26 protein-coding genes and 1 pseudogene are annotated in these 25,496 nt (G+C 74.6%); 14 read left to right on the top strand and 13 right to left on the bottom strand.

All coding sequences use genetic code 11. The features are described 5' to 3' along the window. The first annotated feature begins 68 nt into the window (after positions 1-68). The gene (locus ACBI99_RS27455; protein WP_357593222.1) at positions 69-641 is read left to right on the top strand and encodes a TetR/AcrR family transcriptional regulator; all 573 of its coding nucleotides are present in this window, start codon (positions 69-71) and stop codon (positions 639-641) included. 52 nt (positions 642-693) lie between these two features. After that, positions 694-1,911, top strand: a complete 1,218-nt coding sequence (locus ACBI99_RS27450; RefSeq protein ID WP_375073827.1) for a Cmx/CmrA family chloramphenicol efflux MFS transporter — start codon at positions 694-696, stop codon at positions 1,909-1,911. Between the two features lie 9 nt (positions 1,912-1,920). On the opposite strand, the gene ACBI99_RS27445 is transcribed toward ACBI99_RS27450, so the two are convergent. From ACBI99_RS27445 to ACBI99_RS27435, 3 genes are all read right to left on the bottom strand, one after another. After that, a complete protein-coding gene (locus ACBI99_RS27445; RefSeq protein WP_375073826.1) occupies positions 1,921-2,565 on the bottom strand; it encodes a class I SAM-dependent methyltransferase in 645 nt (214 codons plus the stop codon). Between the two features lie 134 nt (positions 2,566-2,699). Further along, entirely contained in the window at positions 2,700-3,320 is a 621-nt protein-coding gene (locus ACBI99_RS27440) for a hypothetical protein (RefSeq protein ID WP_375073825.1), read from the bottom strand. Continuing rightward, positions 3,317-5,461 carry a beta-ketoacyl synthase N-terminal-like domain-containing protein gene (locus ACBI99_RS27435; RefSeq protein WP_375073824.1) on the bottom strand — a complete coding sequence of 715 codons (2,145 nt, stop codon included), beginning with the start codon at positions 5,459-5,461 and terminating at the stop codon, positions 3,317-3,319. Before ACBI99_RS27435 ends, ACBI99_RS27440 begins: the two co-directional genes overlap by 4 nt. A 329-nt stretch (positions 5,462-5,790) precedes the next feature. Here ACBI99_RS27435 and ligA point away from each other — a divergent pair, with 329 nt between their 5' ends. Both ligA and ACBI99_RS27425 read left to right on the top strand, forming a co-directional pair. Beyond that, positions 5,791-7,935 (top strand): NAD-dependent DNA ligase LigA, encoded by a 2,145-nt coding sequence (ligA, locus tag ACBI99_RS27430; RefSeq protein WP_375073823.1) that lies wholly within the window; start codon positions 5,791-5,793, stop codon positions 7,933-7,935. Positions 7,936-8,014: 79 nt separating this feature from the next. After that, positions 8,015-8,809, top strand: a complete 795-nt coding sequence (locus ACBI99_RS27425) for a hypothetical protein (protein WP_375073822.1) — start codon at positions 8,015-8,017, stop codon at positions 8,807-8,809. Positions 8,810-8,834: 25 nt separating this feature from the next. On the opposite strand, the gene ACBI99_RS27420 is transcribed toward ACBI99_RS27425, so the two are convergent. After that, positions 8,835-10,097 (bottom strand): phosphotransferase, encoded by a 1,263-nt coding sequence (locus tag ACBI99_RS27420; RefSeq protein ID WP_375073821.1) that lies wholly within the window; start codon positions 10,095-10,097, stop codon positions 8,835-8,837. 26 nt (positions 10,098-10,123) lie between these two features. Further along, positions 10,124-10,579, bottom strand: coding sequence for a MarR family winged helix-turn-helix transcriptional regulator (locus tag ACBI99_RS27415; RefSeq protein ID WP_219508143.1), 456 nt, complete (start codon positions 10,577-10,579; stop codon positions 10,124-10,126). Between the two features lie 99 nt (positions 10,580-10,678). Between ACBI99_RS27415 and ACBI99_RS27410 the strand changes: the two genes are divergently transcribed. Next, positions 10,679-10,855, top strand: a complete 177-nt coding sequence (locus ACBI99_RS27410) for a hypothetical protein (protein WP_219508141.1) — start codon at positions 10,679-10,681, stop codon at positions 10,853-10,855. Between the two features lie 7 nt (positions 10,856-10,862). On the opposite strand, the gene ACBI99_RS27405 is transcribed toward ACBI99_RS27410, so the two are convergent. Beyond that, entirely contained in the window at positions 10,863-11,543 is a 681-nt protein-coding gene (locus tag ACBI99_RS27405; RefSeq protein WP_375073820.1) for a hypothetical protein, read from the bottom strand. Then, positions 11,540-12,037, bottom strand: a complete 498-nt coding sequence (locus ACBI99_RS27400) for a SigE family RNA polymerase sigma factor (protein WP_219508137.1) — start codon at positions 12,035-12,037, stop codon at positions 11,540-11,542. Before ACBI99_RS27400 ends, ACBI99_RS27405 begins: the two co-directional genes overlap by 4 nt. A 137-nt stretch (positions 12,038-12,174) precedes the next feature. Here ACBI99_RS27400 and ACBI99_RS27395 point away from each other — a divergent pair, with 137 nt between their 5' ends. Next, positions 12,175-13,395 carry an amidohydrolase family protein gene (locus ACBI99_RS27395; protein ID WP_219508134.1) on the top strand — a complete coding sequence of 407 codons (1,221 nt, stop codon included), beginning with the start codon at positions 12,175-12,177 and terminating at the stop codon, positions 13,393-13,395. Between the two features lie 119 nt (positions 13,396-13,514). Beyond that, on the top strand, positions 13,515-13,829 hold the full coding sequence (locus ACBI99_RS27390; protein WP_219508133.1) for a hypothetical protein: 315 nt from the start codon (positions 13,515-13,517) through the stop codon (positions 13,827-13,829). Here the strand turns inward: ACBI99_RS27390 and ACBI99_RS27385 are convergent. Then, the gene (locus ACBI99_RS27385) at positions 13,808-15,013 is read right to left on the bottom strand and encodes an MFS transporter (RefSeq protein WP_375073819.1); all 1,206 of its coding nucleotides are present in this window, start codon (positions 15,011-15,013) and stop codon (positions 13,808-13,810) included. The two genes, ACBI99_RS27390 and ACBI99_RS27385, sit on opposite strands and share 22 nt — an antisense overlap. Before the next feature lie 46 nt (positions 15,014-15,059). On the opposite strand from ACBI99_RS27385, the gene ACBI99_RS27380 reads away from it, so the two are divergent. The 4 genes from ACBI99_RS27380 to ACBI99_RS27365 are packed head-to-tail and all read left to right on the top strand — an operon-like array spanning position 15,060 to position 17,738. Further along, positions 15,060-16,127 (top strand): ROK family protein, encoded by a 1,068-nt coding sequence (locus ACBI99_RS27380; RefSeq protein ID WP_375073818.1) that lies wholly within the window; start codon positions 15,060-15,062, stop codon positions 16,125-16,127. 52 nt (positions 16,128-16,179) lie between these two features. After that, positions 16,180-16,860, top strand: a complete 681-nt coding sequence (locus ACBI99_RS27375; protein ID WP_357594027.1) for a class I SAM-dependent methyltransferase — start codon at positions 16,180-16,182, stop codon at positions 16,858-16,860. Positions 16,861-16,875: 15 nt separating this feature from the next. After that, a complete protein-coding gene (locus tag ACBI99_RS27370; protein ID WP_219508125.1) occupies positions 16,876-17,199 on the top strand; it encodes a multidrug efflux SMR transporter in 324 nt (107 codons plus the stop codon). Continuing rightward, positions 17,196-17,738, top strand: a complete 543-nt coding sequence (locus tag ACBI99_RS27365) for a TetR/AcrR family transcriptional regulator (protein ID WP_375073817.1) — start codon at positions 17,196-17,198, stop codon at positions 17,736-17,738. The genes ACBI99_RS27370 and ACBI99_RS27365 overlap by 4 nt, the downstream gene beginning before the upstream one ends. Here the strand turns inward: ACBI99_RS27365 and ACBI99_RS27360 are convergent. Further along, positions 17,729-18,442 (bottom strand): SRPBCC domain-containing protein, encoded by a 714-nt coding sequence (locus ACBI99_RS27360; RefSeq protein ID WP_375073816.1) that lies wholly within the window; start codon positions 18,440-18,442, stop codon positions 17,729-17,731. The two genes, ACBI99_RS27365 and ACBI99_RS27360, sit on opposite strands and share 10 nt — an antisense overlap. Position 18,443: 1 nt before the next feature. Further along, entirely contained in the window at positions 18,444-19,028 is a 585-nt protein-coding gene (locus ACBI99_RS27355) for a helix-turn-helix domain-containing protein (protein ID WP_357594021.1), read from the bottom strand. Positions 19,029-19,137: 109 nt separating this feature from the next. Here ACBI99_RS27355 and ACBI99_RS27350 point away from each other — a divergent pair, with 109 nt between their 5' ends. Further along, complete coding sequence (locus ACBI99_RS27350) at positions 19,138-20,262, top strand: winged helix DNA-binding domain-containing protein (protein WP_357594019.1); 1,125 nt, start codon at positions 19,138-19,140, stop codon at positions 20,260-20,262. A gap of 474 nt (positions 20,263-20,736) precedes the next feature. Here ACBI99_RS27350 and add read toward each other — a convergent pair whose 3' ends face one another. Continuing rightward, the gene (gene add, locus ACBI99_RS27345; RefSeq protein WP_375073815.1) at positions 20,737-21,693 is read right to left on the bottom strand and encodes an adenosine deaminase; all 957 of its coding nucleotides are present in this window, start codon (positions 21,691-21,693) and stop codon (positions 20,737-20,739) included. A 25-nt stretch (positions 21,694-21,718) separates the two neighbouring features. Next, positions 21,719-22,480, bottom strand: coding sequence for a class I SAM-dependent methyltransferase (locus ACBI99_RS27340; RefSeq protein WP_219508115.1), 762 nt, complete (start codon positions 22,478-22,480; stop codon positions 21,719-21,721). Positions 22,481-22,625: 145 nt separating this feature from the next. Between ACBI99_RS27340 and ACBI99_RS27335 the strand changes: the two genes are divergently transcribed. After that, complete coding sequence (locus ACBI99_RS27335) at positions 22,626-23,390, top strand: protein phosphatase 2C domain-containing protein (RefSeq protein WP_375073814.1); 765 nt, start codon at positions 22,626-22,628, stop codon at positions 23,388-23,390. A 112-nt stretch (positions 23,391-23,502) separates the two neighbouring features. After that, positions 23,503-24,495 (top strand): annotated as a pseudogene (locus ACBI99_RS27330) (RNA polymerase sigma factor); the annotation flags it as partial. 4 nt (positions 24,496-24,499) lie between these two features. Here the strand turns inward: ACBI99_RS27330 and ACBI99_RS27325 are convergent. Continuing rightward, positions 24,500-25,489: a zinc-binding dehydrogenase gene (locus ACBI99_RS27325; protein ID WP_219508111.1), complete on the bottom strand. Its 990-nt coding sequence runs from the start codon at positions 25,487-25,489 to the stop codon at positions 24,500-24,502. Positions 25,490-25,496 lie beyond the last annotated feature (7 nt).

Below are 25,496 nucleotides of genomic sequence, written 5' to 3'. Positions count from 1 at the left end.
GATCCGCCGACCCGTATGGAGGATTCCCGTATTGCACTGGTCGGTCCAAAACGTGTTACGGTCGGCGCATGGCACGACCGAGGACGTTCGACGAGGACCGGGCCCTGGAGGGCGCCATGCGCGCGTTCTGGGAGTCGGGCTACGAGGCCACCTCCACGCGGGACCTGTGCGAGGCCACCGGGCTGGGGCGCAGCAGCGTCTACAACGCCTTCGACGGCAAGCGGGAGCTGTTCGTCCGGGCGCTGGGCCACTACATGGAGCAGAAGGACGCGAAGCTGTTCGAGCTGCTGGAGCGCGACCTGCCGATCCGGGAGAAGGTGCGCGTCCTGCTCCAGTCGGTGGCCGAGGGCGATCCGGGCGAGCCGCCGGGCTGCCTGGTCGTCAACAGCATGGTCGAACTGGCGCCCCGCGACCCGGAGATCGCCGAGATCCTGCGGCGCGACCAGGAGCGGCGGTTCGAGGCGCTGCGGGCGGCCATCGGGCTGGCGCGGGCGCGCGGCGAGCTGGGGCCGGGCAAGGACCCGGCGGCGCTGGCACGGTTCGTGGCGGCCGTCGTGAGCGGCATGCGCGTGGTGGCGCGGGCGGGCGGCGACCGGGCGGCGCTGGAGGCGATCGCGGCCACGGCGCTCGACGCGTTCTGAGCGTTTTCGTGCCTCAGTTTTGTACTGGTCGATCGAATAAATGGAGTGTTGGATGCCGTTGGCTGTCTACGTCCTGGGGCTGGCGATCTTCGCCCAGGGCACCTCGGAGCTGATGCTGGCCGGGCTGCTGCCCGAGACGGCCGCCGGGCTCGGTGTGTCGGTGCCCGACGCCGGGCTGCTCATCTCGGCGTTCGCCGTCGGGATGCTGGTGGGGGCGCCGGTGCTGGCCGTGGTGACGCTGCGCTGGCCGCGCCGGACCGCCCTGCTGGCGTTCATGGCGGTGTTCACCGTGGCGCACGTGGTCGGCGCGCTGACGCCCGACTACGCGACGTTGCTGGTGACGCGGGTGGTGGCCGCGTTCGTGTACGCCGGGTTCTGGGCCGTGGCCGCCGTCACCGCGATCGGCCTCGCCGGGCCCGCCGCGCGTGGCCGGGCGATGGGGATCGTCGCGGGCGGTCTCACCGTGGCCACCACCCTGGGCCTCCCGGCGGGCACGCTCGTGGGGCAGGCCCTGGGCTGGCGGGCCGCGTTCTGGGTGGTGGCGGGCATGTCCGCGCTGGCCGCGCTCGGCGTCCTGGCCACCGTGCCGGGCCGGCCCCCGGCCCCGCACCCGTCGGCTCCCCGTACGGAGACGTCGTTGCGGCGGGAGCTCGGCGCGCTGGCGAACCCCCGGCTGTGGCTCGCCCTCGGCACCACCGCACTGTCCACCGCCGGGCTGCTCGTCACCTTCAGCTACCTGAGCGCGCTGCTCACCGACACGACGGGGCTGGCCCCGGGGTGGGTGCCGGCGGTGCTGGCGCTGTACGGCGCGGGCTCGCTGATCGGCATCACCGTCGGCGGGCGCGTCGCCGACGCCCGCCCTTTCACCCTCCTGTACGCCGGCCTCGCCGCGCTGGTCGTCATCTCGGGGGCGCTGGCGCTGAGCGCCGGGGTGACGTGGCTGGCGGTGCCGCTGGTGTTCCTGCTGGGCGCGTCCGGCTTCGCCACCAACCCGGCGCTGAACACCCGCGTGTTCGCCGTCGCCCACGACGCGCCCACGCTGGCGGCCTCGTTCAACGTGTCGGCGTTCAACGTCGGCATCACCGTGGGCCCATGGCTGGGCGGGCTGCTGATCGCCGCCGGGTACGGGTACGCGCCGCTCGGCTGGATCGGCGCGGCGCTCGGCCTGCTGGCCCTGGGCGCCGTCGCCCTGGCCGCCTCCGCCGAGCGCCGCCCCCGCACTGCCGCCGCCCACCGGAACCCGGCCCCGGCCTGCCCGGGCGGCGTCTGAGGGGCCCGATCAGCCGGGCGGGGCCTGGTAGACCGACACCGCGAACGGCCGGTGAGCCTCCCGTTCCACCAGCTCGCTCAGCCGCGACACCGCCCGCCCGGATTCGACGAACCGGTGCAGCCGCCGCGCCTCCGGCCACGGATGCACCAGCACCAGCACGCCGCCCGGCGCCAGCAGCCCGGTCAGCCGGGCGCTGGCCCGCCGCAGCCGGTCGCGGCGGCCCAGGTAGTAGAGCGTCTCCGAGCAGAACACCAGGTCATAGCGGTGCTCGGAGGTGAAGCGGAGGATGTCGGCCGGCAGCAGCAGCGTCCTGTCGGCCGCCTTCTCCACCCGCTCCGCCGCCCGGGCCAGCGCCCGCTCGGAGATGTCCACGCCCGTGACGTGCGCCTCCGGATAGGCGGTGACGAGCTGCTCGGTGAACACCCCCTCGCTGCACCCCACCTCCAGGATCCGCCGGTAGGGCAGATCGGGGAGCTGGGCGAGCGTGGCGGCGTACTTGGCCTGCTCATAGGCGTCGGTGCCCATGTGCCACGGGTCGGGGCGGCGATGCCACCAGTCGAAGTAACGACGCAGTACGGCGCCCTGCCCCCGTGAGGAGAGCAGGGAGAGCGACCTGAAGAAGGTCCGGTGCAGAAGCTCGGTGATTTCCTTCACGGGTGCCATGCGGCCCCTTCCGCGCGCAGGGACATCTCGTGGGGGCCGTGGGGCCCGCCCGGCGTTCACTGTCACTGCACCCAATCCTGCATGATCTCCACCGCCGGCGAGCGGACCCCGGCGGCGCGGCCCGGTCAGCCGAACTCGATGCGCCCGGTGCCCGGCATCGCGCCGAGCCCGCCCACCGCGCACCCCAGCACCCCGCCCTCCGGCGCGATCCCGCCCCTGGCCCGCCTGCCGTCCAGCGGCCCGCCGGTGACCCTCCCGGTCAGCAGCGCACCGGCCGCGCCCAGCTCGTCGTTGCGGATGCGCAGCCGGGAACTGCCCACCGGCCGTCCCGTCGCGTCGTACCAGGTGATGGTGGCGTGCCCGCGCATCCCGCGCACGGCGGCGCACGACGCCTCCCCCTCGGCGCGCAGCGACGCCCACCCCGACCTGAGCCGCCCCGGCTTCCCCCGGCAGCCGCTCAGCCACAACGCCCCCCGCGCCGCCACTCTCCCGGGCACCAGGCCCACGGGCGGCGTGAACACGATCGGGCTCCCGGGCGGCGTCCCGACCGCGCAGGCGAGCACCGCGGCCCGCCCCTTACCGCCTGCGACGTCCGGGGAGAGGGCAGCGAGCGCCCCGGCACGCGGAACGGCCGGGTGCGGCCGCGCGGCTCCCGTCGCCGCGGCGGGCCGGACCGTGGACCCCGCGGGGACGATGGTGAGGCCGGCGAGCAACGCGACGGCTCCGGCGATCGGCGTGATCTTCACGAGACTCCCCCGACGTACAGTGCTTGCCCGGATACATTGTGTAGCATCCGGCGCGCCGGCAGGCCGCAATCGCGCTGCCAGGGGTAGGCGGGCAGGGTGACGACCCGGCCCGGCCGGGTGAAGTAGGCGGACCAGTCGGTGTCGGCCCCCGCGACGACCAGCTCGTCCACCGCCCGGTCGACGACCTCGACGCCGTCGCGGCCCGGGTCCATGGTGGCGACGATCGCCGGCGACCCGCTCTGCCGGATGAGCGTGACGGGCATCGGCGGCGGCCCGATGTGCGCGAGCAGCTCCACCCCGGCCAGCGCGGACCCCCGCCCCTCACCGCTCGCCCCCTCCGGCCCCGCCGCCGGGGACGGCGGCTCGGCGGCGCGCCGGGCCGCCTCCTCCAGCGGCAGGTCGCCGGCCGCCCAGGCGGCGGTGAGCTCGCCGACGCCGTGACCGACCGCCGCCACCGCCCGGATGCCGCGCGCGGCCAGCATCTCCGTCACCCCCACCTGGACCGCGAACAGCAGCGCCCGCCCCTCGCCGCGCTCCCCCGCCTCCAGCCGCCCGGCAACCGTCCCTCCTCCCGGGTACGGCGCCAGCGCCTCGTCCACCCGCCCCACGGCCTTGCGGAACGCCCGGTCGGCGAGCAGATCGGCGCCCATGCCCGGCCACTCCCCGCCGTCGCCGCAGTACACGAACGCCACCCGCCCGTCCACCGCCCCCCGCCTGCCGCCGCGCACCAGCGCCTCGGCCGCCTCCCGAGGGCCTTCGGCCAGCACCACCTTCCGGTACGGGTGCCGCCCCCGCCGGGCGCACGCGGTGTAGGCCAGGTCGTAGAACTCCTCCGGGGCCGCCTCCGCCAGCCGGTCGGCCATGCGCCGCGCGGCCTCGGCCAGCGCCTCCTCCGAGCGCGCCGACACCACCACCGGGAGCGGGCCGCGCTGCCGTACGGGCCTGCCCAGGTCGGCGGGCGCGGGCGCGACGATGACGTGCGCGTCGCCGCAGTTCACCCCCGCGAACCCCTTCGCCGCCGGCAACGCCCCCGTCAACGCCACCAGCCCCGCCCCACCCTCGGCCCCCTCCCCGCGCGAACAGCCCACGCACTCGGGTGTCTCCCCGCGCGAACAGCCCACGCACTCGGGTGTCTCCCCGCGCGAACGCTCCCCGCCGACGGGCGAGACCGGCGCATCGGGGAGCCCGGCGGACGGGACGCACCGGCCGGAGGCGGTTGCCACGCCCGGCTCGGCGGACGCGGCAGGCCCGGGCGGGAGGGCAGCCCGTCCGGTTCCAGGGCCGGAGGGCTCAGCGCACAGGCAGGATGACCCGGTGCGCGGGGTGCGGGGGTCGGCAGCGGGCGGGGCGGGGATGCGGCGATGGCGGAGGACGAGGAGCGCCTTCAGGACCGCGGCCACGCCCGAGGCGGTCTCCAGGGGTCTGAGCTGGGCCTGGACGGGAAGCGGGGTCTCACGGCGGGCGCCGAGGCCGTGCCCCAGGTCCCGCCAGTCGCCGGGGCCGCCGAGCGCTTCGACGTACACGAGGTCGTCCGGGTCGACCCGGGCGCGCTCGTACACCTCGGGCACCCGTCCCCAGGCGGCGATCACGCCGTGGATGCGGTCGCGGTCGGCCAGCGCGTCGCCGAGCCGTTTGAGCACGAGCATCGCGCCGCCTTCGGCGCCCACGTCGGGGCAGGTGGCGCCGCCGGCGAGCGTCACCCGGCTGTCGCCGCGCGCCAGCGCGTCGCAGGCGCGGGCCAGTGCGGCGAGCGACGACGCGGGCCCGGGGTCGACGGAGGCGCCGGGCCCGCGCAGGCCGAAGAGGCGCGTCAGCGGGTCGTGGGGCGCGCCGCCGGTGTAGACGCCGGTGTCGGAGCCGGCCAGCCGGGCGGGGTCGAGCCCGGCGTCGTCGAGCGCCTCGACGGCCATCTCCAGCAGGAGCCGGTGCCGGGGGTCGCCCGCGGCGGCCTCCCCGGCCCGCGTCCCGAAGTAGCCCGCGTCGAACCCGGCCGCCCCCTGGCCGCCGACGCCGCCCACGCCCAGGTCGCGCCCCGCCTCCAGGGCGGCCCACAGCCCGTCCGGGTCCGTGATCCCGCCCGGCAACCGGCAGCCGGCCCCGACTACGGCCACCGCCTGGCCACCGACTCCGCCCACGAGCACGTCCGCCTCCACCGGCGGGCATCCGCCCACCCCGAGTGATCAGCCAACTACGGGGATTCACTGTGAGGGCGACCGGTGCCCCAGGTCAAAGCACCATGCCGTGGCCACAGGCCGCGCTCGCGCGCCAGGAGGGACCTCTGCCCCGCAATCACCACAACCCGGCCGAGGGCCGGAACCGCGCATCCGGCCGATACGGTCACGTCTCATCGCGCACGCCGCGATCCGGCCGGTACGCGGCGGGATCTCGCCGGATCGGGGCTGTTCAGGCGCGCCGGACGAGCACCGTTTCGCGGGTGAGAATTGTCGGTGGGAGGCGGCACGATGTGTTCATGACTGAAGCGCCCCCGCACACCGAGCTGCTCGATCACGCCGCCTACGCCGAGGCGGTGCAGATCGCGGTCGACGCCAACGCCGCCTATTACGGCGACGGCGAATCCCCGCTCGACGACGACGCCTATGACCGGCTGTTCCGGGGCATCCAGGCGTACGAGAGCGCGCACCCCGACGAGGTGCTGCCCCATTCGCCGACGGGCAAGGTGGCGGGCGGCGCGGTGACCGGTGACGTGCCGCACACGGTGCCGATGCTCAGCCTGGACAACGTGTTCTCGGCGGAGGCGCTGCTCCGCTGGGTGGCGGGGCTGGAGCGGCGGCTGGGCAGGCCGGTGACGGCGTTCAGCGTGGAGCCGAAGCTCGACGGGCTGGCGATCTCCGCGCGCTATCACGACGGCAGGCTCGTCCAGCTCGTGACGCGCGGCAACGGCACCGAGGGCGAGGACGTCTCCCACGGCATCGGCACGGTCGTGGGCCTGCCGCTGACGCTCGCCGAGCCGGTGACGGTGGAGATCCGCGGCGAGGTGCTGATGACGGCCGAGCAGTTCGAGGCGGCGTGCGCCAAGCGGCAGGCGCACGACGGCACCACGTTCGCCAATCCGCGCAGCGCGGCGGCGGGCACGCTGCGCGCCAAGGACCGGCCGTACGTGTGCGAGCTGACCTTCTTCGGCTACAGCGCGCTGCCGCTGCCGCCGGACGACGACTCGGAGCTGGCGGCGCGGCTGCGCGAGCTGCCGCACAGCGAGATCATGAAGCTGGTCGCCGCGCTGGGCGTGGCGACGACGGGGTCGACGCCGGTCGCCGGGATCGTCGCCACCTCGGTCGAGGAGATCCAGCGGCGCATCGGTGAGCTGGCGGCGGTCCGGGCGGAGCTGCCGTTCGGCATCGACGGGATCGTCATCAAGGCCGACAGCGCGGCCGACCAGGCGGAGGCAGGGTTCGGCACGCGGGTGCCGCGCTGGGCCGTCGCCTACAAGCTGCCCGCCACCGAGAAGATCACCAAGCTGATCGGCGTGGAGTGGAACGTGGGCCGCACCGGCATCATCGCGCCCCGCGCCGAGCTGGAGGAGGTGGAGCTCGACGGCAGCAAGGTCCGCTACGCCACGCTGCACAATCCGGCCGACATCGCCCGGCGCGGCCTGATGCTGTACGACCGGGTCATGGTGCACAAGGCCGGTGACGTGATCCCGCGCGTGGAGGCGCCCGTCGTCCACCTGCGCACCGGCGAGGAGCAGCCGATCGCGATCCCCGACGTGTGCCCCAACTGTCAGGGGGAGATCGACAAGTCGCAGGAGCGGTGGCGGTGCGTGCGCGGCCGGGCCTGCAAGATCACCACGTCCGTGCTCTACGCCGCCGGCCGCGACCAGCTCGACATCGAGACGCTGGCCGAGAGCCGGATCGTCCAGATGATCGAGGCCGGGCTCGTCACCGACTTCGCCGACCTGTTCACGCTCACCCACGAGCAGGTCCTGGCGCTGGACCGGATGGGCGAGACCAGCACCGCCAAGCTGCTGGCGGCGATCGAGCAGGCCAAGACGCGGCCGTTGAGCCGGGTGTTCTGCGCTCTGGGCGTACGCGGCACGGGCCGGGCGATGTCGCGCCGGATCGCCCGGCACTTCGGCACGATGGAGGCCATCCTGGCCGCCGACGTGGAGGCGATCCAGGCGGTCGAGGGCATGGCGGAGAAGAAGGCGGCCCTGCTGGTGGCGGAGCTGGCCGATCTGCGGCCGCTCATCGACAAGCTGATCGCGGCCGGGGTCAACATGACCGAGCCCGGCGTCACCCCGCCCGCGCCCGGCCAGACTTCGCCGGGACAAGCCTCGCCGGGGCAGGCCGCGCCAGGTCAGGTCGCTTCTGGAGAGGCCGGTGCCGCCGGGGAGGCGCTCGTCGCGGCGCTGCCGTTGTCGGGCAAGTCCGTCGTGGTCACCGGTTCCATGACGGGCAAGCTGGAGGACCTGTCCCGCAACGAGATGAACGAGCTGATCGAGCGGGCCGGCGGCAGGTCGTCGTCCAGCGTCTCGGCCAGGACGAGCCTGCTGGTGGCGGGCGAGAAGGCCGGTTCCAAGCGGGCCAAGGCCGAGTCGCTGGGCGTGGAGATCATCACGCCGGACGAGTTCGCCTCGCTCGTCGCGGCCTTCCTCTGACCGCCCGGCGATACGCCGTCGTGATCATCGTCCGGCACAATCGACCGGCGATACCGCCGTCGGAAGGATCCCCCCAGAGATGAAGCTGGTCGTCGCCGCGCTCCTGGCGGGCGCGTTCCTCGCCACGCCCGCCCCGGCCGCCGCCGCCACGCCCGCCCCGGCCGCCGCCGCCGCGCCCGCCGACCCGGTCGCCGCGCTCAAGAGCCGTTCGGGGGCGGGCAAGGGGGTGAGGTTCACCGAGGTCGCCTCCTACGTCGAGCTCGCCGGCAAGAGCGAGCTGCTGACCCGTCGTGGCGCCTTCCAGTACGGCAAGTCCGGGTTCGCCGCCTCGGACATCTCGGTCAAGCACACCGAGAAGGAACGGGTGCACACCTTCCTCGACGACGAACGCGTCATCACCGTCGGGAAGGTCTCCTACGTCCGCAACAAGCTGTTGGGCGAGGGGCTGCCCAAGGGCAAGACCTGGACCAGGACCCACCGGCCGCTGCCCGCCGGGCTGACCGCCTTCTACACCCAGCCGGTCAACGCCGCCGAGCCGGAGGCGCTCAAGGCGCTGGTCAAGGGCGCCAAGCGGTCAGGCCGGACCTACACGGGCAGCATCACGTTCGAGCAGCTGGCGAAGGCGTCCCCGTGGGCGCGGTCGGTCCTGGTGGGCGAGCAGGACGACGAGGTCATCCGCTACACGCTCACCGTGGGAGCCGACCGGCTGCCCAGGCAGCTGAGGACGACCTACCTGGCGACGGCCCACGGGTTCGGCGGCAACTCGACCTCGCCGGGCGACGAGGTCAGCACCCGGACGGTGTACGAGGGCTGGGGCCACCGGCAGACGATCAAGGCGCCGCCCGCGAGCCAGGTCTACACGGGCAAGGAATAGCCCCTGGCGGGCGTGGCGGGTGCGGTCAGAGGCGGGAGAAGCGTTCCAGGGCGTCCTCCAGGCCGCGCCACGCCACCTCCGTGTCGGGGGTGCGGCCGTGCGGGGCCCGGAACCAGTCGAGGAAGTCGCACACGTCGTCGAGGTCCCAGCGCAGCCGGTAGAGGGCCAGGGCCGACGGGTCCGGGCGCCTGCCGGTGGCGGCCTCGTAGCGGGCCAGGTCGCGTTCCTCCGGGGCGGCCAGCCACAGGTCCCGCTCGGGCGGGGCCAGGCCGACCGTGTCCCAGTCGACCAGCGCCGGCCGCCCGTCCCGCCAGAGCAGGTTGCCGGGGTGCGGCTCCCCGTGCGTGACGACGAACGGCCCCCGCACCTCCCGGGCCAGCCGGTCGAAGCGCTCGAGCGCCCGCCGCAGCCCGTCCGCCCGCGCGGCCACGAGCTCCCGCGCCGGCTCCGAATACGGCCCACCCCGCCAGCCACCCCCTGCCCCAGCCACTCCCCCAACGACGCCATCCGCCCCGGCCCTGGCCCCCGCCACGTCCTGCGGCCCGCCGCCCGACCGGACCCCGGACCCCGCCGCGCTTCCCGTGCCGGTGGCGCCGCGCGTTCCGGTCTCCGCGTCCGCTCCGGTCCCCGCGCTCCGGTCTGGGCCCGCGCTCCGGTCTGTGCCCGCGCTCCGGTCTGTGCCCGCGTTCGCCCCTTCGTCTGTGCTTCCGGTTGTGCGTGCGGTTTCGGGGGCGGTTGCTCTGGTCTGGGGGGTTGGTTCCTGCCCGGCTCCGGCGTTCGCCAGCGCTTCGGTCAGGGCTGCCTCCAGGCGGTCGCGGCGGGGCAGGGTGAGGGGGGCCGTGGGGGTGGAGGCGGGGGCGGGAGCGCGGTGGAGGGTGGCGAGCAGGTCGATGAGGGCGTCCCGCCGCACCTGGGGCAGCCGCTCGCCGAAGCGCCCCGCGACCCCGTCCACGTACGGGAAGACGGTGACGGCGTGGCGCGGCCCGGTCCGTACGGTCGTCGAGCCGTCGCGGGACGGGAGGGGTGCGACCACGGCGGCGGACGGCCGGAGCGTGGCGTGCAGGGCGGCGGCGGTGTCCATGGCGCGGCGCAGGTCGGTGAGGCCGGTCGGCGGCTTGGCGGCGAGGTCCACGGCGGTGACGAACCAGCGGCCGGCGGTGCCGGTGGCGATCCAGTGGTAGTCGCCGAACCCGACCGGCGCGTAGTCGAGCGTCACGGGGCCGAGCCCCCACGCCTCCAGGGCGGTCAGCAGGTCGCGGTCGCTGAAGTCGTCGGGACGATCTTCCATGCCCGCGAACCTACCCGGGAGGAGGGTCAGGCGGGGTCTCGGTGCGCGGCGGCGATGACCCGTGTGAGGGCCTGGTGCAGGTTCTGGAGCTCGTCGAGGCTCATGCCGAGCCGGGCGACGATGGCGGGCGGGATCTTCTCCGCCTCCGCCCGGAGCTGCCGCCCGGCGGGGGTGAGGGTGACGACGAGGGCGCGCTCGTCCTTGCTGTTGCGCTCGCGGTGGATGTAGCCGAGCGCCTGGAGCCGTTTGAGCAGCGGGGACATGGTGCCGGGGTCGAGCTGGAGCAGCTCCCCCAGCTCCTTGACGGACAGGGGCTCGTGCTGCCAGAGGGCGAGCATGGCCAGGTACTGCGGGTGGGTCAGCCCCATGGGCTGCAGCAGCGGCCGGTAGAGGCCGATCACGCTGCGTGAGGCGATGCTGAGGGCGAAGCAGACCTGCCGGTCCAGCGCGAGCAGGTCCGCCGCCTCTCCCGTGGTGTCCATGTGCGGGCCTCCGGAGGCCTCGGGTAAAGTAGTTTGTGTACAAAGTATTAGCGTACCAAGAATTGCCACGCGAACCTTGGGCGACCCATGGAGGGACGCATGTTTCACCGCAAGCCGCTGGAGGAGCGCATCGCCGAGCGGCAGGCCAAGCTGCCCCCTCTGAAGGAGGGCAAGCACTTCGAGCACGGGCCGGCCAAGTTCGTGTTCGTCGCGCTGCTCGTGGTGGTCGTGGCGATGCACGTCGTCGGGCTGGCCATCGTCATGCACTTCTCCTGACCGGCGGCTACCCGGGCTGGTCGTAGACGGCGACCGCCCAGCGGCCCGGCCGGGTGCCCGCGACCTTCTTCAGGGCTTCGGGGTCGGCGACGAGCTTCTGACCGTGGAAGCGGGGGTCGCCGACCGGAGCTCCGGCGGGGAAGACCCACACCTCGATCGCCTGCTGCGCCCGGAGCCAGTCAGGCCTGACGGAGCCCGCGTGGTTCTGGGAGTCCGGGCCGGGGCCGGTCCGCTCCCCGCAGCGGCCCAGGTCGCTCCACCCGTCGGCGTCGCCGACGGACCGCACCAGCACCCAGGCGTCAGGGTCGGCGCAGCGTACGGAGTAGGCGGTGCGGACGCTCGTGGGCCGGAACGTCACGGTGACGTGGTCGCCCAGGGTCTCGCCGGCGGCCGACGCGATCAGCCGCAGCCGTTCCTGGTTGCCGCCCGTGATCTCCTCGGGCAGTTCGACGCCGGGCGCGACCCGTACCGCGTCGACGCCGCCGCCCGTGAAGGGCACGGTGACGAACACGGTGAGCGCGGCCGCCGCGCCCGCGAGCAGCGCGCCCGTCGTCGTGCGGGCGCGCCGCCGCCGGGCGCGCCCGCGGCGGACCAGCTCGTCCAGGCGGGGTGAGCGCGGCCGCCCGGGGCCGCCGTCGCTGTAGTCGGCGAACACCGTACGCAGGTCGTGCTCGGTGTAGCGGGTCACCTGATCTCCTCCAGTTCCAGGTCGTGCACCGCCGGGTCCACCCGCAGCCGCGCCAGGCCTCTGGCCAGGTGCTTCTTGACGGCGCCGGTGGAGCAGCCGAGGGTGGCGGCCACCTGCTCCACGGGCAGGTCGGCGAAGTAACGCAGGACGATCGCCGCCCGCTGGCGCGGGGGCAGGGCGCCGGTCGCCGCCCACAGGGCCGCCCTCTCGGCGACCGGCCGGGCGATGTCACCGTGCGCGCGGCTGTCGGGCAGCACCTCTGTGGGCACCTCGCCCCGCCAGCGCCGCCTCCACCAGGAGGCGTGCGTGTTGGCGATGATCCGGTACACGTACCGGTCGGGGTCGCCGTCGATTCTGGGCCAGGCCGCCCAAGCTTTGACCAGTGACGTCTGCACCAGGTCCTCGGCGGCGGCCCAGTCCCGGGTGAGCAGGTACGCCGTGCGGCACAGGCGTTCGTGCCGTTGCGCGACGTACTCGGCGAACCCGTCTGCCATGTCGTTCCTCTCCTGGGGCGAAACGCTCTCACGGTGAACCACCACCTGGCGGGGTGCCCAGGGTGACAAGGCTGTCGATTTGACCCCTAATAGTTAGACATCTTACTATCAGGCCCCCAATCATTTTGGAGGCCACCTTGCGTACTCTCATCACCGGCGTCCGGGTTTTCGACGGCGAGCGGACCGTCCAGCGGGCCGACGTGCTCATCGACGGCGAGCGGATCGCCGAGCCCGACGGCGCGCCCGTGGACGTCACCGTCGACGGCTCCGGCAAGACGCTGCTCCCGGGCCTGATCGACGCGCACACCCATGCCTTCGACGGCGCGCTCGCCCAGGCGGTGGCGTTCGGCGTGACGACGGAGCTGGACATGTTCTGCCTGCCGTCGAACCTGGCCAGGCAGCGCCGCGCCGCCGCCGAGCGGGACGACGTGGCCGACATCCGCAGCCCCGGCGTGCTGGCGACGGCCCCCGGCGGGCATCCGAGCCAGATCATGGCGGCCGAGGCGGCGAACCTGGCCCACCTGGGCGACGCGGCCGGGCCGTTCGACACGGTGGCGGGGGCGCACGAGGCCGAGGCGTTCGTCGAGGCGCGGCTGAAGCAGGGCGCCGACTACCTGAAGATCGTGATCGACGACGGCTCGACGGGCGGCCTGAGCCTGCCGACGCTGTCGCCGGGCACCGTGGCCGCGCTGGTGGAGGCCGCGCACGCGGCCGGGCTGCGGGCGATCGGGCACGCCGTCACGGTGCGTGACGCGCTGGTGGCCCTCGACGCGGGCATCGACGGCCTGGCCCACGTCGTCAGCGACGCCGCGCCGGGCGGCGATGCGGCCGGGGACCTGGCGGCCAGGATCGCCGCGCAGGGCGTGTACGTGGTCAGCACCCTGTCCTACTTCGAGGCCGTCACCGGCGACGAGAGCGGCCTGGAGCTGGTGCGCGACCCGCGCGTGGCCGCCCGGCTGCCCGAGCGGCTCAGGACGGTCCCCGGCCGCGACCTGTCGGCGGTCCCGGTGCCGACGGCCGGGTCGGTCAACGCCCTGCACTCCGCCCGCGAGCTGCACCGGGCCGGGGTGCCGCTGCTGGCGGGCACGGACGCGAACATGTTCGCGCCGATGCACGGCGCCGGCATGCACCGCGAGCTGGTGCTGCTCACGCAGGCCGGGCTCACGCCGGAGGAGGCGCTGGCCGCCGCCACGAGCGTCCCGGCCCGCCACTTCGGCCTGACCGACCGGGGCCGGGTGGCCGCCGGGCTGCTGGCCGATCTGCTGCTCGTCGACGGCGATCCCACCCGCGACATCAAGGACACCCGCGCGATCTCCGCCGTGTGGCGCCGGGGCGTCCGTGTGACGCCCGCGGCCTGACTTGGGCGTATCTGACCAGGAGTAATACTCAATCGACGCCTGGGCGTGGCGTGTTATCACTCCTCCGGATGGATACGTATAGTGACGACTCAATGGCAGTTCGTGATCAAGGGGAGATCATGAAGGGTATTCTTATCGTCGCCGGGGGCGCGCTTCTGGCGGCGGCCGCCATGGCCGGTCCGGCCGCGGCGGACGTCAGCGACAGCTCGAACGTGTGCTACTACGGCGCCGAAGGCTCCAGTTCGTGGCTCAACGTCGACCACAACTCGGTCAAGGCGGGCTCGAAGCTGTTCGAGGCCTGCAAGGGCCACCACCACTACTACAACCGGGACAACGACGACGACCGCGGCGACTACGGCGACTTCGGCCGCTGGAACAACGCCGACCGCTGGGAGGACAGCGGCTGGGACGGCTACGACGGCTGGCGCGACTGACCTGCCTCGCCGGCGCCGGTCTGGGATTCCAGGCCGGCGCCGGCCCATGCCCGCTCCCGGCGGGGCCGCAGCACGCCGGCGCCCGCGCCCATGACGAGCGTGACGCAGGCGAGCAGCCCGAACGCCACCGGGAACGAGGTGGCTCCGGCCACCCAGCCGGTGACGGCGGGCGCGGCCAGCCCTGACAGGTACGTGATCGTCGCCACTCCGGCGACGCCCTGCCCCGGTGTCGGCCCCGCGTTCCCGGCGGCGGCGAACACCAGCGGCACGGTGACCGCCACCCCGACGCCGACGAGCGCGAACCCGGCCACGGCCGCCGCAGGGACGTGGGCGGTGGCGACGACGAGCGCGCCCGCCGTGGCGAGCGCCGCCCCGCCCCGCACCGCGAGCACCGGCCCCAGCCGCCGCACGATCGCGTCGCCGCACAGCCGGGTGACGACCATGAACGCGGCGAAGACGGCGTACGTGGCCGCGCCGAGCCCTTCGCCCGCACCGGTGACCTCGACGGTGTAGACGGCGGCCCACTGCGCCCCGGACAGCTCGGTGACCGTGGCGCAGAGCCCGACCAGGCCGATCGCCAGGATCGCCCGCGACGGCACCGCGAACCGGGGCGGCGCCTGCTCCCCCGGCTCGGGCCGCACGTCGGGCAGTCCGCGCGTCACGGCCAGCCCCGCCAGCAGCAGCGCCCCGGCCATGAGCGCCAGGTGCGCCCGCGCGTCGATCGCCGCCGCCGCGACCGCCGCCCCGGCGCCGGCCCCGGCGAAGTTGCCGACGCTCCACATGCCGTGCAGGCCCGACATGATCGACCGGCCCAGCCGCCGCTCGACGACGACGCCCTGGGCGTTCATCACCACGTCGCAGGCCCCGGCGGCGGCCCCGTACACGAGCAGGGCGGCGCACAGCCACGGCAGGCCGGGAGCGAGCGCGGGCAGCGCGAGCGCCGTCCCCCACAGTGCGAGCAGCGCCCGGGTGGCGGCCCGCCCGCCGAAGCGGTGGGCGAGCCGCCCGGCCGTGGGCATCGCCACGAGCGCGCCGAGCGCCGGGCACAGCAGCGCCAGGCCGAGCACCGCGGGATCGAGGCCGAGGTGGTCCTGGATCCACGGCATCCTGGTGGCCAGGCTGCCGCCGACGGCGCCGTGGACCGCGAAGACCCCGGCGATCGCACGATGATGGGGGTGTTTCATGCGAGGTAAATTATCAGGCAGGGTTCCTAATGAATAGAGGGGCAACGTGCGCACCGCCACACCGAGTACGGCCCGGGCCATCAACGACCGGCTGGCCCTGGACCTGCTGCTGGAGCGCGGGCCGCTGACCGCGCCGCAGATCAGGGCGCTGACCGGGCTGTCGCGGCCGACGGTCTCCGACCTGATCGAGCGGCTGCAGGCCAGCGGGCTGATCGAGGCGGGCGGCGAGGCCGGGGGCCACCGGCGGGGGCCGAACGCCCGCCTGTACCGGATCGTGGCCGGGCGGGCGCACGTGGCCGGCGTGGACGTGCGCCGCGACGCCGTCACCGTGACCGTGGCCGACCTGACCGGCGCCATCACCGGCACCGCCGGGCGCGAGGTGGGGGCGGGCGGCGACGGCGCCAACAGGACGGGCGACACGGGTGACACGGGTGACATCGCCGAGCTGGTCGCCGGCGCGGTGGCCGAGGCGGCCGGGGGGCGGCCCCTGCACGCGGTGGTGGTCGGCGCGCCCGGCCTGGTCGACCCGCGCACCGGCGACCTGTCCCGGCTCAACGACGTGCCGGGCTGGCGCGGCAGCGTGCTGCGGGAGCTGCGGTCCCGGCTGGACGGGCCGGTGGTGCTGGAGAACGAGGTGAACCTGGCGGCGCTGGCCGAGCACCGGGAGGGCGCGGCGGCGGGGCGCGCCGACTTCGTGCTGCTGTGGCTGGACGACGGAGTGGGCGCGGCCGTGGTGCTGGACGGCAGGCTGCGCCGGGGGGTGTCCGGGGGCGCGGGCGAGATCGGCTTCCTCGACGCCGGCGGCAGGCCGCTGTGCGACGTGCTGAACGGCGCGGCCCTGCGCGGGCTGGCGGCCGGCGAGGTGGCGGCGCGGGTGGCGGCGGCGGTGTTCCCGGCGGTGGCGCTGCTGGACCCCGGCCTGGTCGTGCTCGCCGGGGAGGTCGGCCGGGCGGGCGGCGGCGAGCTGGCCGCCCTGGTGACCGACCGGCTGGCGGGGCTCGCGCCGGTGCCCGTCGAGGTGCGGGTCACGGCGATCGAGGACAACCCGGTGCTGCGCGGCGCCGTGGCGACCGGGCTGTCGACGGCCCGCGACGACCTGTTCGGCGCGCCGTAAGCCGTCGGCGGAACCTCTGGCCGCGCCACCGCCCGCGTGGTCGGCTCGGAGGATGGACGCTGCCTATGACGAGATCGCGGACTGGTACGAAGGGGTGTTCCTGACCGCCGGTGACCCCCTGGGCGCCCAGCAGGTGCTGCGCGACCTGCTGGGCGAGGGCCGGGGCGCGTGCCTGGAGATCGGGTGCGGCACCGGCGTGCACGCGGCGGCGCTGCGCGGGCTGGGCTGGACCCCGGCGGGCGTCGACCTGTCGGCCGGGATGCTGCGGCATGCCCGCGACCGGCTGCCGGCCGTACGGGGCGACGCGGCGCAGCTGCCGGTCCGTGACGCCTGCCTGCCGGCGGCGGTCGCGGTGCTGGCGCACACCGACATGCCGGACTATCCGGCCGTGCTGCGCGAGGCGGCCCGGGTGCTGCGGCCGGGCGGCGTGCTCGTGCACGTGGGGCTGCACCCGTGCTTCTGCGGCGGGTTCGCCGACCGGGGCGACCCGGAGGCCGTGGTGATCCGCCCCGGCTACCTGGACCGGCACTGGACGAAGGAGTCGTGGACGGGCGAGGGCGTGCGGGCGAAGGTGGGCGCGAGCCACTGGCCGGTGGCGGAGCTGCTGAACGCCTTCGTTGCGGCGGGGCTGACGCCGGAGCGGTTCGCCGAGTCGGGCGGCCCGGTCCCGGCGGTGCTGGCGGTCCGGGCTCGCAAACTTTCTAGTACGCTTGTACATGTACAGACGTACTAGTCCGGAGGGGCCGTCATGGCTTATCTGTTCCTCGCCCTCGCCATCGCCGCCGAGGTGCTGGCCACCAGCCTGCTCAAGTCGACCGAGGGGTTCACCAGGCTGTGGCCGACGCTCGGCTGCCTGGCCACGTACGCCGCCGCGTTCTACATGCTCACCCAGGCGCTGACGCGGGGGCTGGGCGTGGGCTTCTCCTACGCCGTGTGGTCGGGGCTGGGCACCACGCTGATCGTGGTCATCGGCGTCCTGTTCCTGAGCGAGCCGCTGAACTGGGCCAAGGTCATCGGCGTCGCGCTCGTGGTGGCCGGGGTGGTCACCCTCCAGCTCGGCGGTGCCCATTGAGCGCCGCGCGCAACCCGGCCGAGCGCCGCCGCCGCATCGTCGAAGCCGCCTGCGACCTGATCCCCGAGGTCGGGGTGGGCGGGCTGACGCACCGGCTGGTGGCCGCGCGGGCGGACGTCCCGCTGGGCGCCACGACGTACTACTTCAAGACGCTCGGCGACCTGGTCGCGGCCGCGTTGGAGGCGGCCGCCGAGCTGACCGCCGAGTGGCTGCGCCGCTGGGCGGGCGAGCTCGCCTCCGCCGCCGACGTGCCGGCCACGCTGGCCGCGCTCACCGCCGCCTACCTGCGCGAGCGCGACCGGATGGTGACGTGGAACGAGATGTACGCCGCCGCCGGGCACCGGCCCGAGCTGCGGCCGCTGGCCCGGGCGTGGAACGACGGCCTGACCGAGGTCCTGGCCGCGCACGTCGGCCCCGAGGCGGCGCGCCGGGCCGCTGTGTTCGTCGACGGCGCCGTCCTGCACGCGCTCGTCAACGACGACCCGCTCGACCAGGACGCCCTGGCCGGGGCCCTGGCCGCGCTCATGGCTCAGCCGTAGAGCCGCTCCAGCCACGAGCGCCAGGCCGGGCCCGGGTCGGCGGGGCCGCCGAACAGGTGGTGGGAGGCCACCATCGAGCCGCCCCGGCCCTGGATGAACCGGTAGAGGCCGGCGCCGGTGCGCACGCCGAGGGTCTGGGCGTTGGCGAAGTAGACGACGCCCGTCTGACCGGCGGGTTCCAGGAAGACCTTGTCGCCCGGCCGGGGGTCGCCGAGCTCCTCGTACAGGGTCCGCCAGGCACGCGGCCAGTCGGTGACGGGCGGCCCGAACTCCGTGACCGGCGTGGCGGCCCGCCCGGCGAAGTGGCCGAGGTATTCGACGAGCGTGGCGAAGAACAGCGCGAGGCCGGTGGACATCGCCTCGTACTCGCCCTCCCAGTCGTCGCCGGGCAGGAAGCCGCTGGTGACCAGGCGGACGGAGGTGCTGCCCCGGTCGCGGCCCTCGATCAGGAAGTCGTAGGCGACGAAGCGCCCGTCGGGGGCGGGCTCGGAGCCGTGCGTGAAGCGGTGCGGCGCGTCGGCCGTGGTGACGACGGAGCCGGGCAGGGCGGCGCCGCCGAAGGCGGTGCGGACCACGCCGCCGTCCACCTCGTTGCGGCCCATGAACCAGGCGTCGATGCCCGGCCCGGTGGCGATGGCCTCCCACACCTGCTCGGGCGTGGCCTCGACCAGGGCCTCCTGGGGGATCTTGAACTCGTGGCCCATGTCAGCCCTCCTTGACCGAGGGGTGCACGGCCAGGACCAGGCGGTGATCGCGGCCGCCCTCGGCCGATTCGTCATGATATTTCGCAACCAGGGTGGTGACGGCCTGGGTCAGCTCCTCGGCGAACGCCGCCCGGTCGGCCGCCGACGCGAACCGCACCTCGCCGTCGATGGCGAACGTGGCCACCCGTTTGCGCGCCTCGGTCGCGCCGGAGATGAGCGCGCCCACGTCGCGGACGAGCTGGGCGGCCAGCGCCAGCAGCCAGCGCGCCGACAGCCGGTCAGGCGACCGGGCCGGGTCGGGCTGCACGGCGGCCAGCGCCAGCGGCGAGATCACGAACGACGCGGCCTTGGCCTGCATCACCCGCTCGGTCACGTTGCCCTTCTTGCGCTCCTCGACGAGCTCGACCAGGCCGTGCTTCTCCAGCGTGCGCAGATGGTAGTTGACCTTCTGCCGGGCCAGGCCGACCTTGGCGGCCAGGGTCGTCGCCGAACCGGGCTCGACCAGCTCGGCGAGCAGCCTGGAGCGCATGGGGTCGAGCGACGCCTCGGCCGCCTCGGCGTCCTCGATCACTGCGACTTCGTGCATGGGGCCCACGATGGCACCGAAAAAATAAGTTGTCAAACGCCCGCATCGCGGAAGCGATTCTTCCGCATTGGTCACTACGGTGGCGGCATACGGAACGAAGGAGTGCGTGATGGTGGAGATGACGTGGCGTCAGGTCAGCGCCCGGCGGCTGGCCAGGGCGGGGCTGGCCGAGCCGGCCGCGGCGACGCCCGCCGAGATGGTCGCGGCCATGTGCGGGGCGCACGCGCAGGTGATGTCGGCGGCCGAGCTGTCGATCGCGCTCCGGCTGCGGGACGCCACGCGCGCGGACGTGCGGGCGGCGCTGTGGGAGGAGCGCAGCCTGGTCAAGACGCACGGGCCGCGCGGCACCGTGCACCTGCTGCCCGCCCGCGACCTGCCCGCGTGGACCGGGATGCTGTCCTCGCCGCCCGCCGGGAACGCCCTGTTCCCGGGCGAGAGGGGGATGACGGCCGAGCAGGTCGAGGAGGTGGTGGCGGCGATCGCGAAGGCGGTGGACGGCACGCACCTGACGATCGACGAGCTGAGCGACGCCGTGATCGCCGCCACCGGGCCGTGGGCGGGCGACCTGGTGATGCCGGCGTTCCAGGGCATGTGGCCGCGCTGGCGGCAGGCGCTGGGGGTGGCGGCACACCGGGGCGCGTTCGTGTTCGGCCCGGCGCGGGGCCGCAAGGTCACCTACACCGCCCCGCCGGAGGGCTTCCGGCGCGCCGCCGGCGACGACGGGCCGCTGCGCGCCTTCCTCCACGCGTACGGGCCCGCGACCCCGGAGCAGTTCGCCCGCTGGCTGGGCGCGCCGAAGGCGTGGGCCGTCGCGCTGTTCGCCTCGGCGGGGCTGGAGGAGGTGTCGTTCGAGGGGTCCCCGGCGTGGGTGCTGCCCGGCGACACCGAGGTCCCGGCCGGTCCGCCGTCCGGGGTGCGGCTGCTGCCGTACTTCGACGCGTACGTGGTGGCGGGGCGGCCCAGGGAGCTGCTGTACGCGGGGGCCGCGGCGGGGCGGGCGCTCTCGGGCGGGCAGGCGGGCAACTACCCGGTGCTGCTCGTGGACGGGCAGGTGGCCGGGGTGTGGCACCAGCGCCGCTCCGGGTCGCGGATCGACGTCACGGTGGAGCCGCTGCGCGAGCTGGACGCGGGCCGGCTCGGCGAGTTGCGCGAGCAGGTGGACCGGGTGGGTGCCATCCTGGAGGCCCGGGCGCGGCTCACCGTCGGCACGGTGACCGTCGGTCCGCACGCCTAGGCGCATTCTTGGCCCGTTTTTGGGCTTGAGGCCGGGCATCCGGCGGTACGCCCTCTGGGACAGCCCTGTGCGAGGAGTTCCGCGATGGCAGGCCAGCCGCATACCCGGGCCCGTCCCGCCTGCACCCGCCGCGCGCCGGCGAGGCCGCACGGAGGCCGCCGCGCGCCCGTGCCGGCCCACCGGGACCGGGCGCCCGCGCGGGCGTGCCGCGTGGCGCGCTCCCGGGCCTGGCGCTGCGTCTGGGATCCACCGCGCTCCGCCGGGGCGGCGCGACGGCCCGCCGCGATGCCGCCTTCTGTCGCGAGACCGTCCCGCGTGGTGCGGCCGTACGCCCGCGCCGTCCGCGCGTGCGGGCGACCGGCAGCTCGGCGGCGGGTGACGGTACGCGTCCGAGCGGAAGGACGGTGCCGGCCACGGCGGCCGCGCAGGGGCGTCAGGCTGCCGCGCGATCGTTTACGAACCGGGCGGGGAGGCTCAGGCCGCCAGCCACTCCTTGACCCCCGAGCGCAGGCGTTCCTTGAGCTCGGGGCGGGCGAAGGAGGCGTCGATCCCGGCCAGGGTCAGCTCCGCCAGCACCTCGTCCCCGTACCCGAAGACCTCCCGGACCCGCGCGTACTCGGCGGCGAGCTCGCTCTCGCCGTCGGTGTTGAGCGTGACGGCGAGCCCCGCCTCGCGCAGCCGCGGCAGCGGGTGGGCGGCGAGCGAGGGGACGATGCCGAGCAGGACGTTGGACGTGGGGCACACCTCCAGCGGGACGCCCCGCTCGCGCAGCTCCGCCACCAGCGACGGATCCTCCAGCACGCGGATGCCGTGGCCCAGCCGCTCGGCGTGGCCCAGCGTGAGGGCCTCGCGGACGCTGGCGGGCCCGGCGAACTCGCCCGCGTGGTGCACCAGCCGCAGCCCGGCGTCCCTGGCCGTGTCGAACACCTCGGCGAACGGGGCCAGCGGATGGCTCTCGTCACCGGCCAGCCCGATGCCGATCACCGCGTCGTAGCGGCGGGCCAGCTCGAAGGTGGCCCACAGCCGTTCGACGGGCCGGCGGCGCGAGTGGTCGAGCAGCACGCGGCACTCGACGCCGTAGCGGGAGCCGCCCTCGGCCAGGCCGTCGAGCACCGCCTCCAGCGGCATCTCCGGCGCGCCGAGCCGCTCGCCGTGGGAGGCGGCGGTGAACGTGACCTCGGCGTAGCCGGTGCCCTGGGCGGCCTCGTCGGCGCAGAACTCCAGGGCGATCCGGCGGAAGTCGTCCGCGGTGCGCAGCAGCCCGCGCACCAGCGCCCGGCGGTCGGCGAACTCGCGGAAGCTCGAGAAGCCCCGCTCGGCCCCCTGTCCGGGCAGGGCCTCGCCGCCGAGGTCGCGCACGGTCTCCGGGCGTACGGTGCTCTCCAGGTGGACGTGCAGGTGGGCCTTGGGCAGCAGGCGTACGTCTCTCACGCGCGCCACCCTAGGACACCGGCGGTCAGCTCCTGCGGGTGACCCGGATCTTCGACTGCTTGTGCGGGGTGCGCTCCCAGTCGTCCATGAACACCGCGTCGAGCCCGTGCTGCCCGGCCAGCCGCACCAGCGTCTCGGTGCGGTAGTAGAAGTCCTCGCGCAGCACCTGGTGCTCCTTGCCCTCGGTGCGGTCGAAGGTGAAGTCGAACCAGCCGTCGGGCCGCATGATCCGCCCGACGTGGGCGAAGCACTCGTCGATCACCTCCAGCGGCGAGTGCGAGAAGACGCTGTGCGCGTGCACGACGTCGAAGTGCTCGTCCGGCAGGAACGCGAAGCGCAGGTCGCGGACCGGGGTGAGGTGCGGCAGCTTGTCGCGCAGGCCGTGGTCGGCGACGGTGTCCTGCGCGGCCATGAGGATGTCGGGCGAGATGTCGATGCCGTAGTAGTTGCCGGTGTGCAGGTAGTCGATGAACAGCCGGCCGGCCCGCAGGTTGCCGCAGCCGATCTCCAGCATCCGGCACTCGGGTTTGAGCCCGTGCTCCAGCAGGTAGTCGAACTGCATCTGGCCCAGGGCCAGCCAGCGCTTGTGCGTGTGGGAGCCGACCGCGCCCTCGGGGCTGCGCGCCGTGTCGGACCGCATGACCGCCCGGTAGTAGGAGATGTGGTCGCGGCTGTGCAGGCGCAGCCAGGTGTCGCGGGCCAGCCGCCGCAGGTGCGGGATCACCTTGTGCGGGTGCCTGAGCGCGTAGGACGCCTGGTGCGCCAGGCTCGAACGGGGGCGTGTCACGAGGGGCACCGCCAAAAGTCAGTGGACTGGGCCTTCATGATGGGAATGTAAGTCAGCTACCCGGCCGTGCCCTCGGCTCACGTGAAAATCTTGGATGCCCGTTTGCCCAGGCTTTCTGGGCGGCGGAGCACCCGCTGGGAGTTCGATGCCACACGTCCGTTACGCGACCGCCGCCGCCCCGGCGCGGGGCGGCGAGCACCGCAACGAGGACTACGTCGTCGCCGGGCCGTCGTGGGTGGCGCTGTTCGACGGGGCGAGCGCGCCGCCCGACGTCCCGTCCGGCTGCGTGCACGACGTGCGGTGGCTGGTGCGGGCGCTGGCCACCGGGGTGGCGGCGCGGATGGACGGCGGCGAGCCGCTGGCGGACGTGCTGGCCGGGGCGATCGCGGACGTGATGGCGCGGCACGCGGGCACCTGCGACCTGTCGAACCCCGATTCGCCGTCGGCCACGGCCGCGCTGGCCCGGCTGCGCGGCGACCGGCTCGACTACCTGGTGCTGTGCGACTCGGCGATCGGGTTGCGGGGGCGCGACGGCGGCGTGACGATGCTGCGCGACGACCGGCTCGACCGCCTGCCGGGCGGGCGGCCGTACTCGGTGGAGCTCGTGTCGTCGCTGCGCAACCGGCCGGGCGGCTTCTGGGTGGCGAGCACCTGCCCGTCGGCCGCCGCGCGGGCGCTGACCGGCACGGTCGAGGCCGCCGGGCTGAGCGGGGTCGCCCTGTTCACCGACGGCGTCACGCGGCTGGCCGACTGGTACGGGCGCGCCTGGGCGGACCTGGTCGAGGGGGCGCGGGAGCCGGAGGCGCTGATCGCCGAGGTGCGCCGCCTGGAGCGCGAGCGCGGCCCGGTCAGCGGCAAGCGCCACGACGACGCGACGGCGGCCTGGATGTCCGTGAGTGCTGTCCTGTGAGCCGGCCTGGGCCGACTCTGAGACGGCGGTCACAACCTGTCGTAGGCGTTGGGTAGCTTGAAGGGGAAGACGCGCTTTGGAGGTCGATGGCCCGCCCCTGTGACGCCCGATCCCGTCCGACCCGAGCGAGGAGATTGTCTTGACCCAAACAGCAGAGGCTCTCGAACTGGACGAAACCCCCGCTGACGGCGTGTCCGTCAGCGCCGATTCCGTCAAGACATACCTGAAGGAGATCGGGCGGGTGCCCCTCCTGACCGCCGATCAGGAGATCGAGCTGGCCAAGCGGATCGAGGCCGGGCTGTTCGCCAGGGAGCGCCTCGACACCGAGCCCGGCCTCGACCGCGAGCTGCGGGCCGACCTGGAGTGGATCGCCGACGACGGCGAGCGGGCCAAGCGCCGCATGCTGGAGGCCAACCTGCGGCTCGTGGTGTCGATCGCCAAGCGCTATACGGGCCGCGGCATGCTGTTCCTCGACCTGATCCAGGAAGGCAACCTGGGGCTGATCCGCACGATCGAGAAGTTCGACTACCGCCTGGGCTACAAGTTCTCCACCTACGCCACCTGGTGGATCAAGCAGGCGATCACCCGGGCGATGGCCGACCAGGCGCGGACGATCCGCATCCCGGTGCACATGGTCGAGCTGATCAACAAGGTGGCGCGGGCCCAGCGGCGCCTGCAGATCGACCTGGGCCGCGAGCCCACCCCCGAGGAGATCGCGGCCGAGACCGAGCTCGACCCGGCGCGGGTCGTCGAGGTGCAGGGCTACGGCCGCGAGCCGATCTCGCTGCACACGCCGCTGGGCGAGGAGGGCGACAGCGAGTTCGGCGACCTCATCGAGGACACCGAGGCGGTCTCCCCCGCCGACGCCGTCTCCTTCACGCTGCTCCAGCAGCAGTTGCGCGCCCTGCTCGACGAGCTGTCGGAGCGGGAGGCGGGGGTGATCTCGATGCGTTACGGGCTGGTCGACGGCAAGCCGATGACGCTGGACGAGATCGGGCGCATCTACGGGGTGACGCGCGAGCGCATCCGCCAGATCGAGGCCAAGACGATGTCCAAGCTGCGTCACCCGTCACGGGCGATGGCGCTGCGCGACTACCTGGGCTGAGCCGCTACCGGGCCGCCGGCCGGTCCGGGCCGACGAGCAGGAGCGACTTGCCGATCGTGCGGCGCTCCTCCAGCGAGACGTGGGCGTCGCGGGCCCGCTCCAGCGGGAAGGTGGCGCCGATGACCGGGCGCAGGCGGCCCCGGGCGACCAGGTCGAGCGCCTCGGCGAGCCACGCCCTGGAGTCCGCCGGGTCGGGCGGCCCCGACGCGAGGGCGTTGACCGCGTCCACGCGGCGGCGCGCGGCCTCCTCGGCGTCGACCTCGGTGAACCCGCCGTCGGCGGTGCCGTAGCTGACGAACCGGCCGCCGTCGGCGACGGCCTCGAAAGCCGCGCGGCCGAGCCCGCCGCCCGCGCCGTCGAAGACGAGCCGGGCGCCGCCGCCGGTCAGGTCGCGGACGCGCTCCTGCCAGCCTTCCTCGCTGTAGTCGACGGCGTGCTCGGCGCCCAGCTCGCGGGCGAGGCCGAGCTTGCGCTCGCCCCGGGCGGCGGCGACGACGCGGGCTCCGGCGTCGCGGGCGAGCTGCACGAGCGTCGATCCGGCGCCTCCGGCGGCGGCGGTCACCAGCACCCACTCGTCCTTCTCCGGGGGTCCCAGCCGGGTGAGCATGAGCGCGGTGACGCCGTCGTGCAGGACGGCGGCCGCCTGCTCGAAGCTCACGTTCCCGGGCAGCTCGGTGAGCTCCTCGACGCCGGCGACGACCTGCTCGGCGTAGCCGCTGCCGAGGCTGGCGACGACGCGCCGGCCGGTCCAGCCCGGGTCCACGCCTTCGCCGGTGGACAGGACGGTGCCCGCGCCGCCGGTGCCGGGCACGTACGGGGGCGTCCTGGGGAACATCTCGACGCCCCAGCCTCGGCGCAGCAGGGTGTCGAGGTAGATGACGTCGGCGGCGGCCAGCCCGATGACGACCTGGCCGGGGCCGGCGACGGGGTCGGGCAGCTCGGTGGCGGCGAGCACGTCGGGTCCGCCGAATTCACGCGCCTGGATCGCACGCACAGGGTTC

This window comes from Nonomuraea sp. ATR24 (assembly GCF_041950485.1).
Taxonomy (GTDB): domain Bacteria; phylum Actinomycetota; class Actinomycetes; order Streptosporangiales; family Streptosporangiaceae; genus Nonomuraea; species Nonomuraea ceibae.
This window is presented reverse-complemented; position numbering and strand designations above follow the sequence as displayed.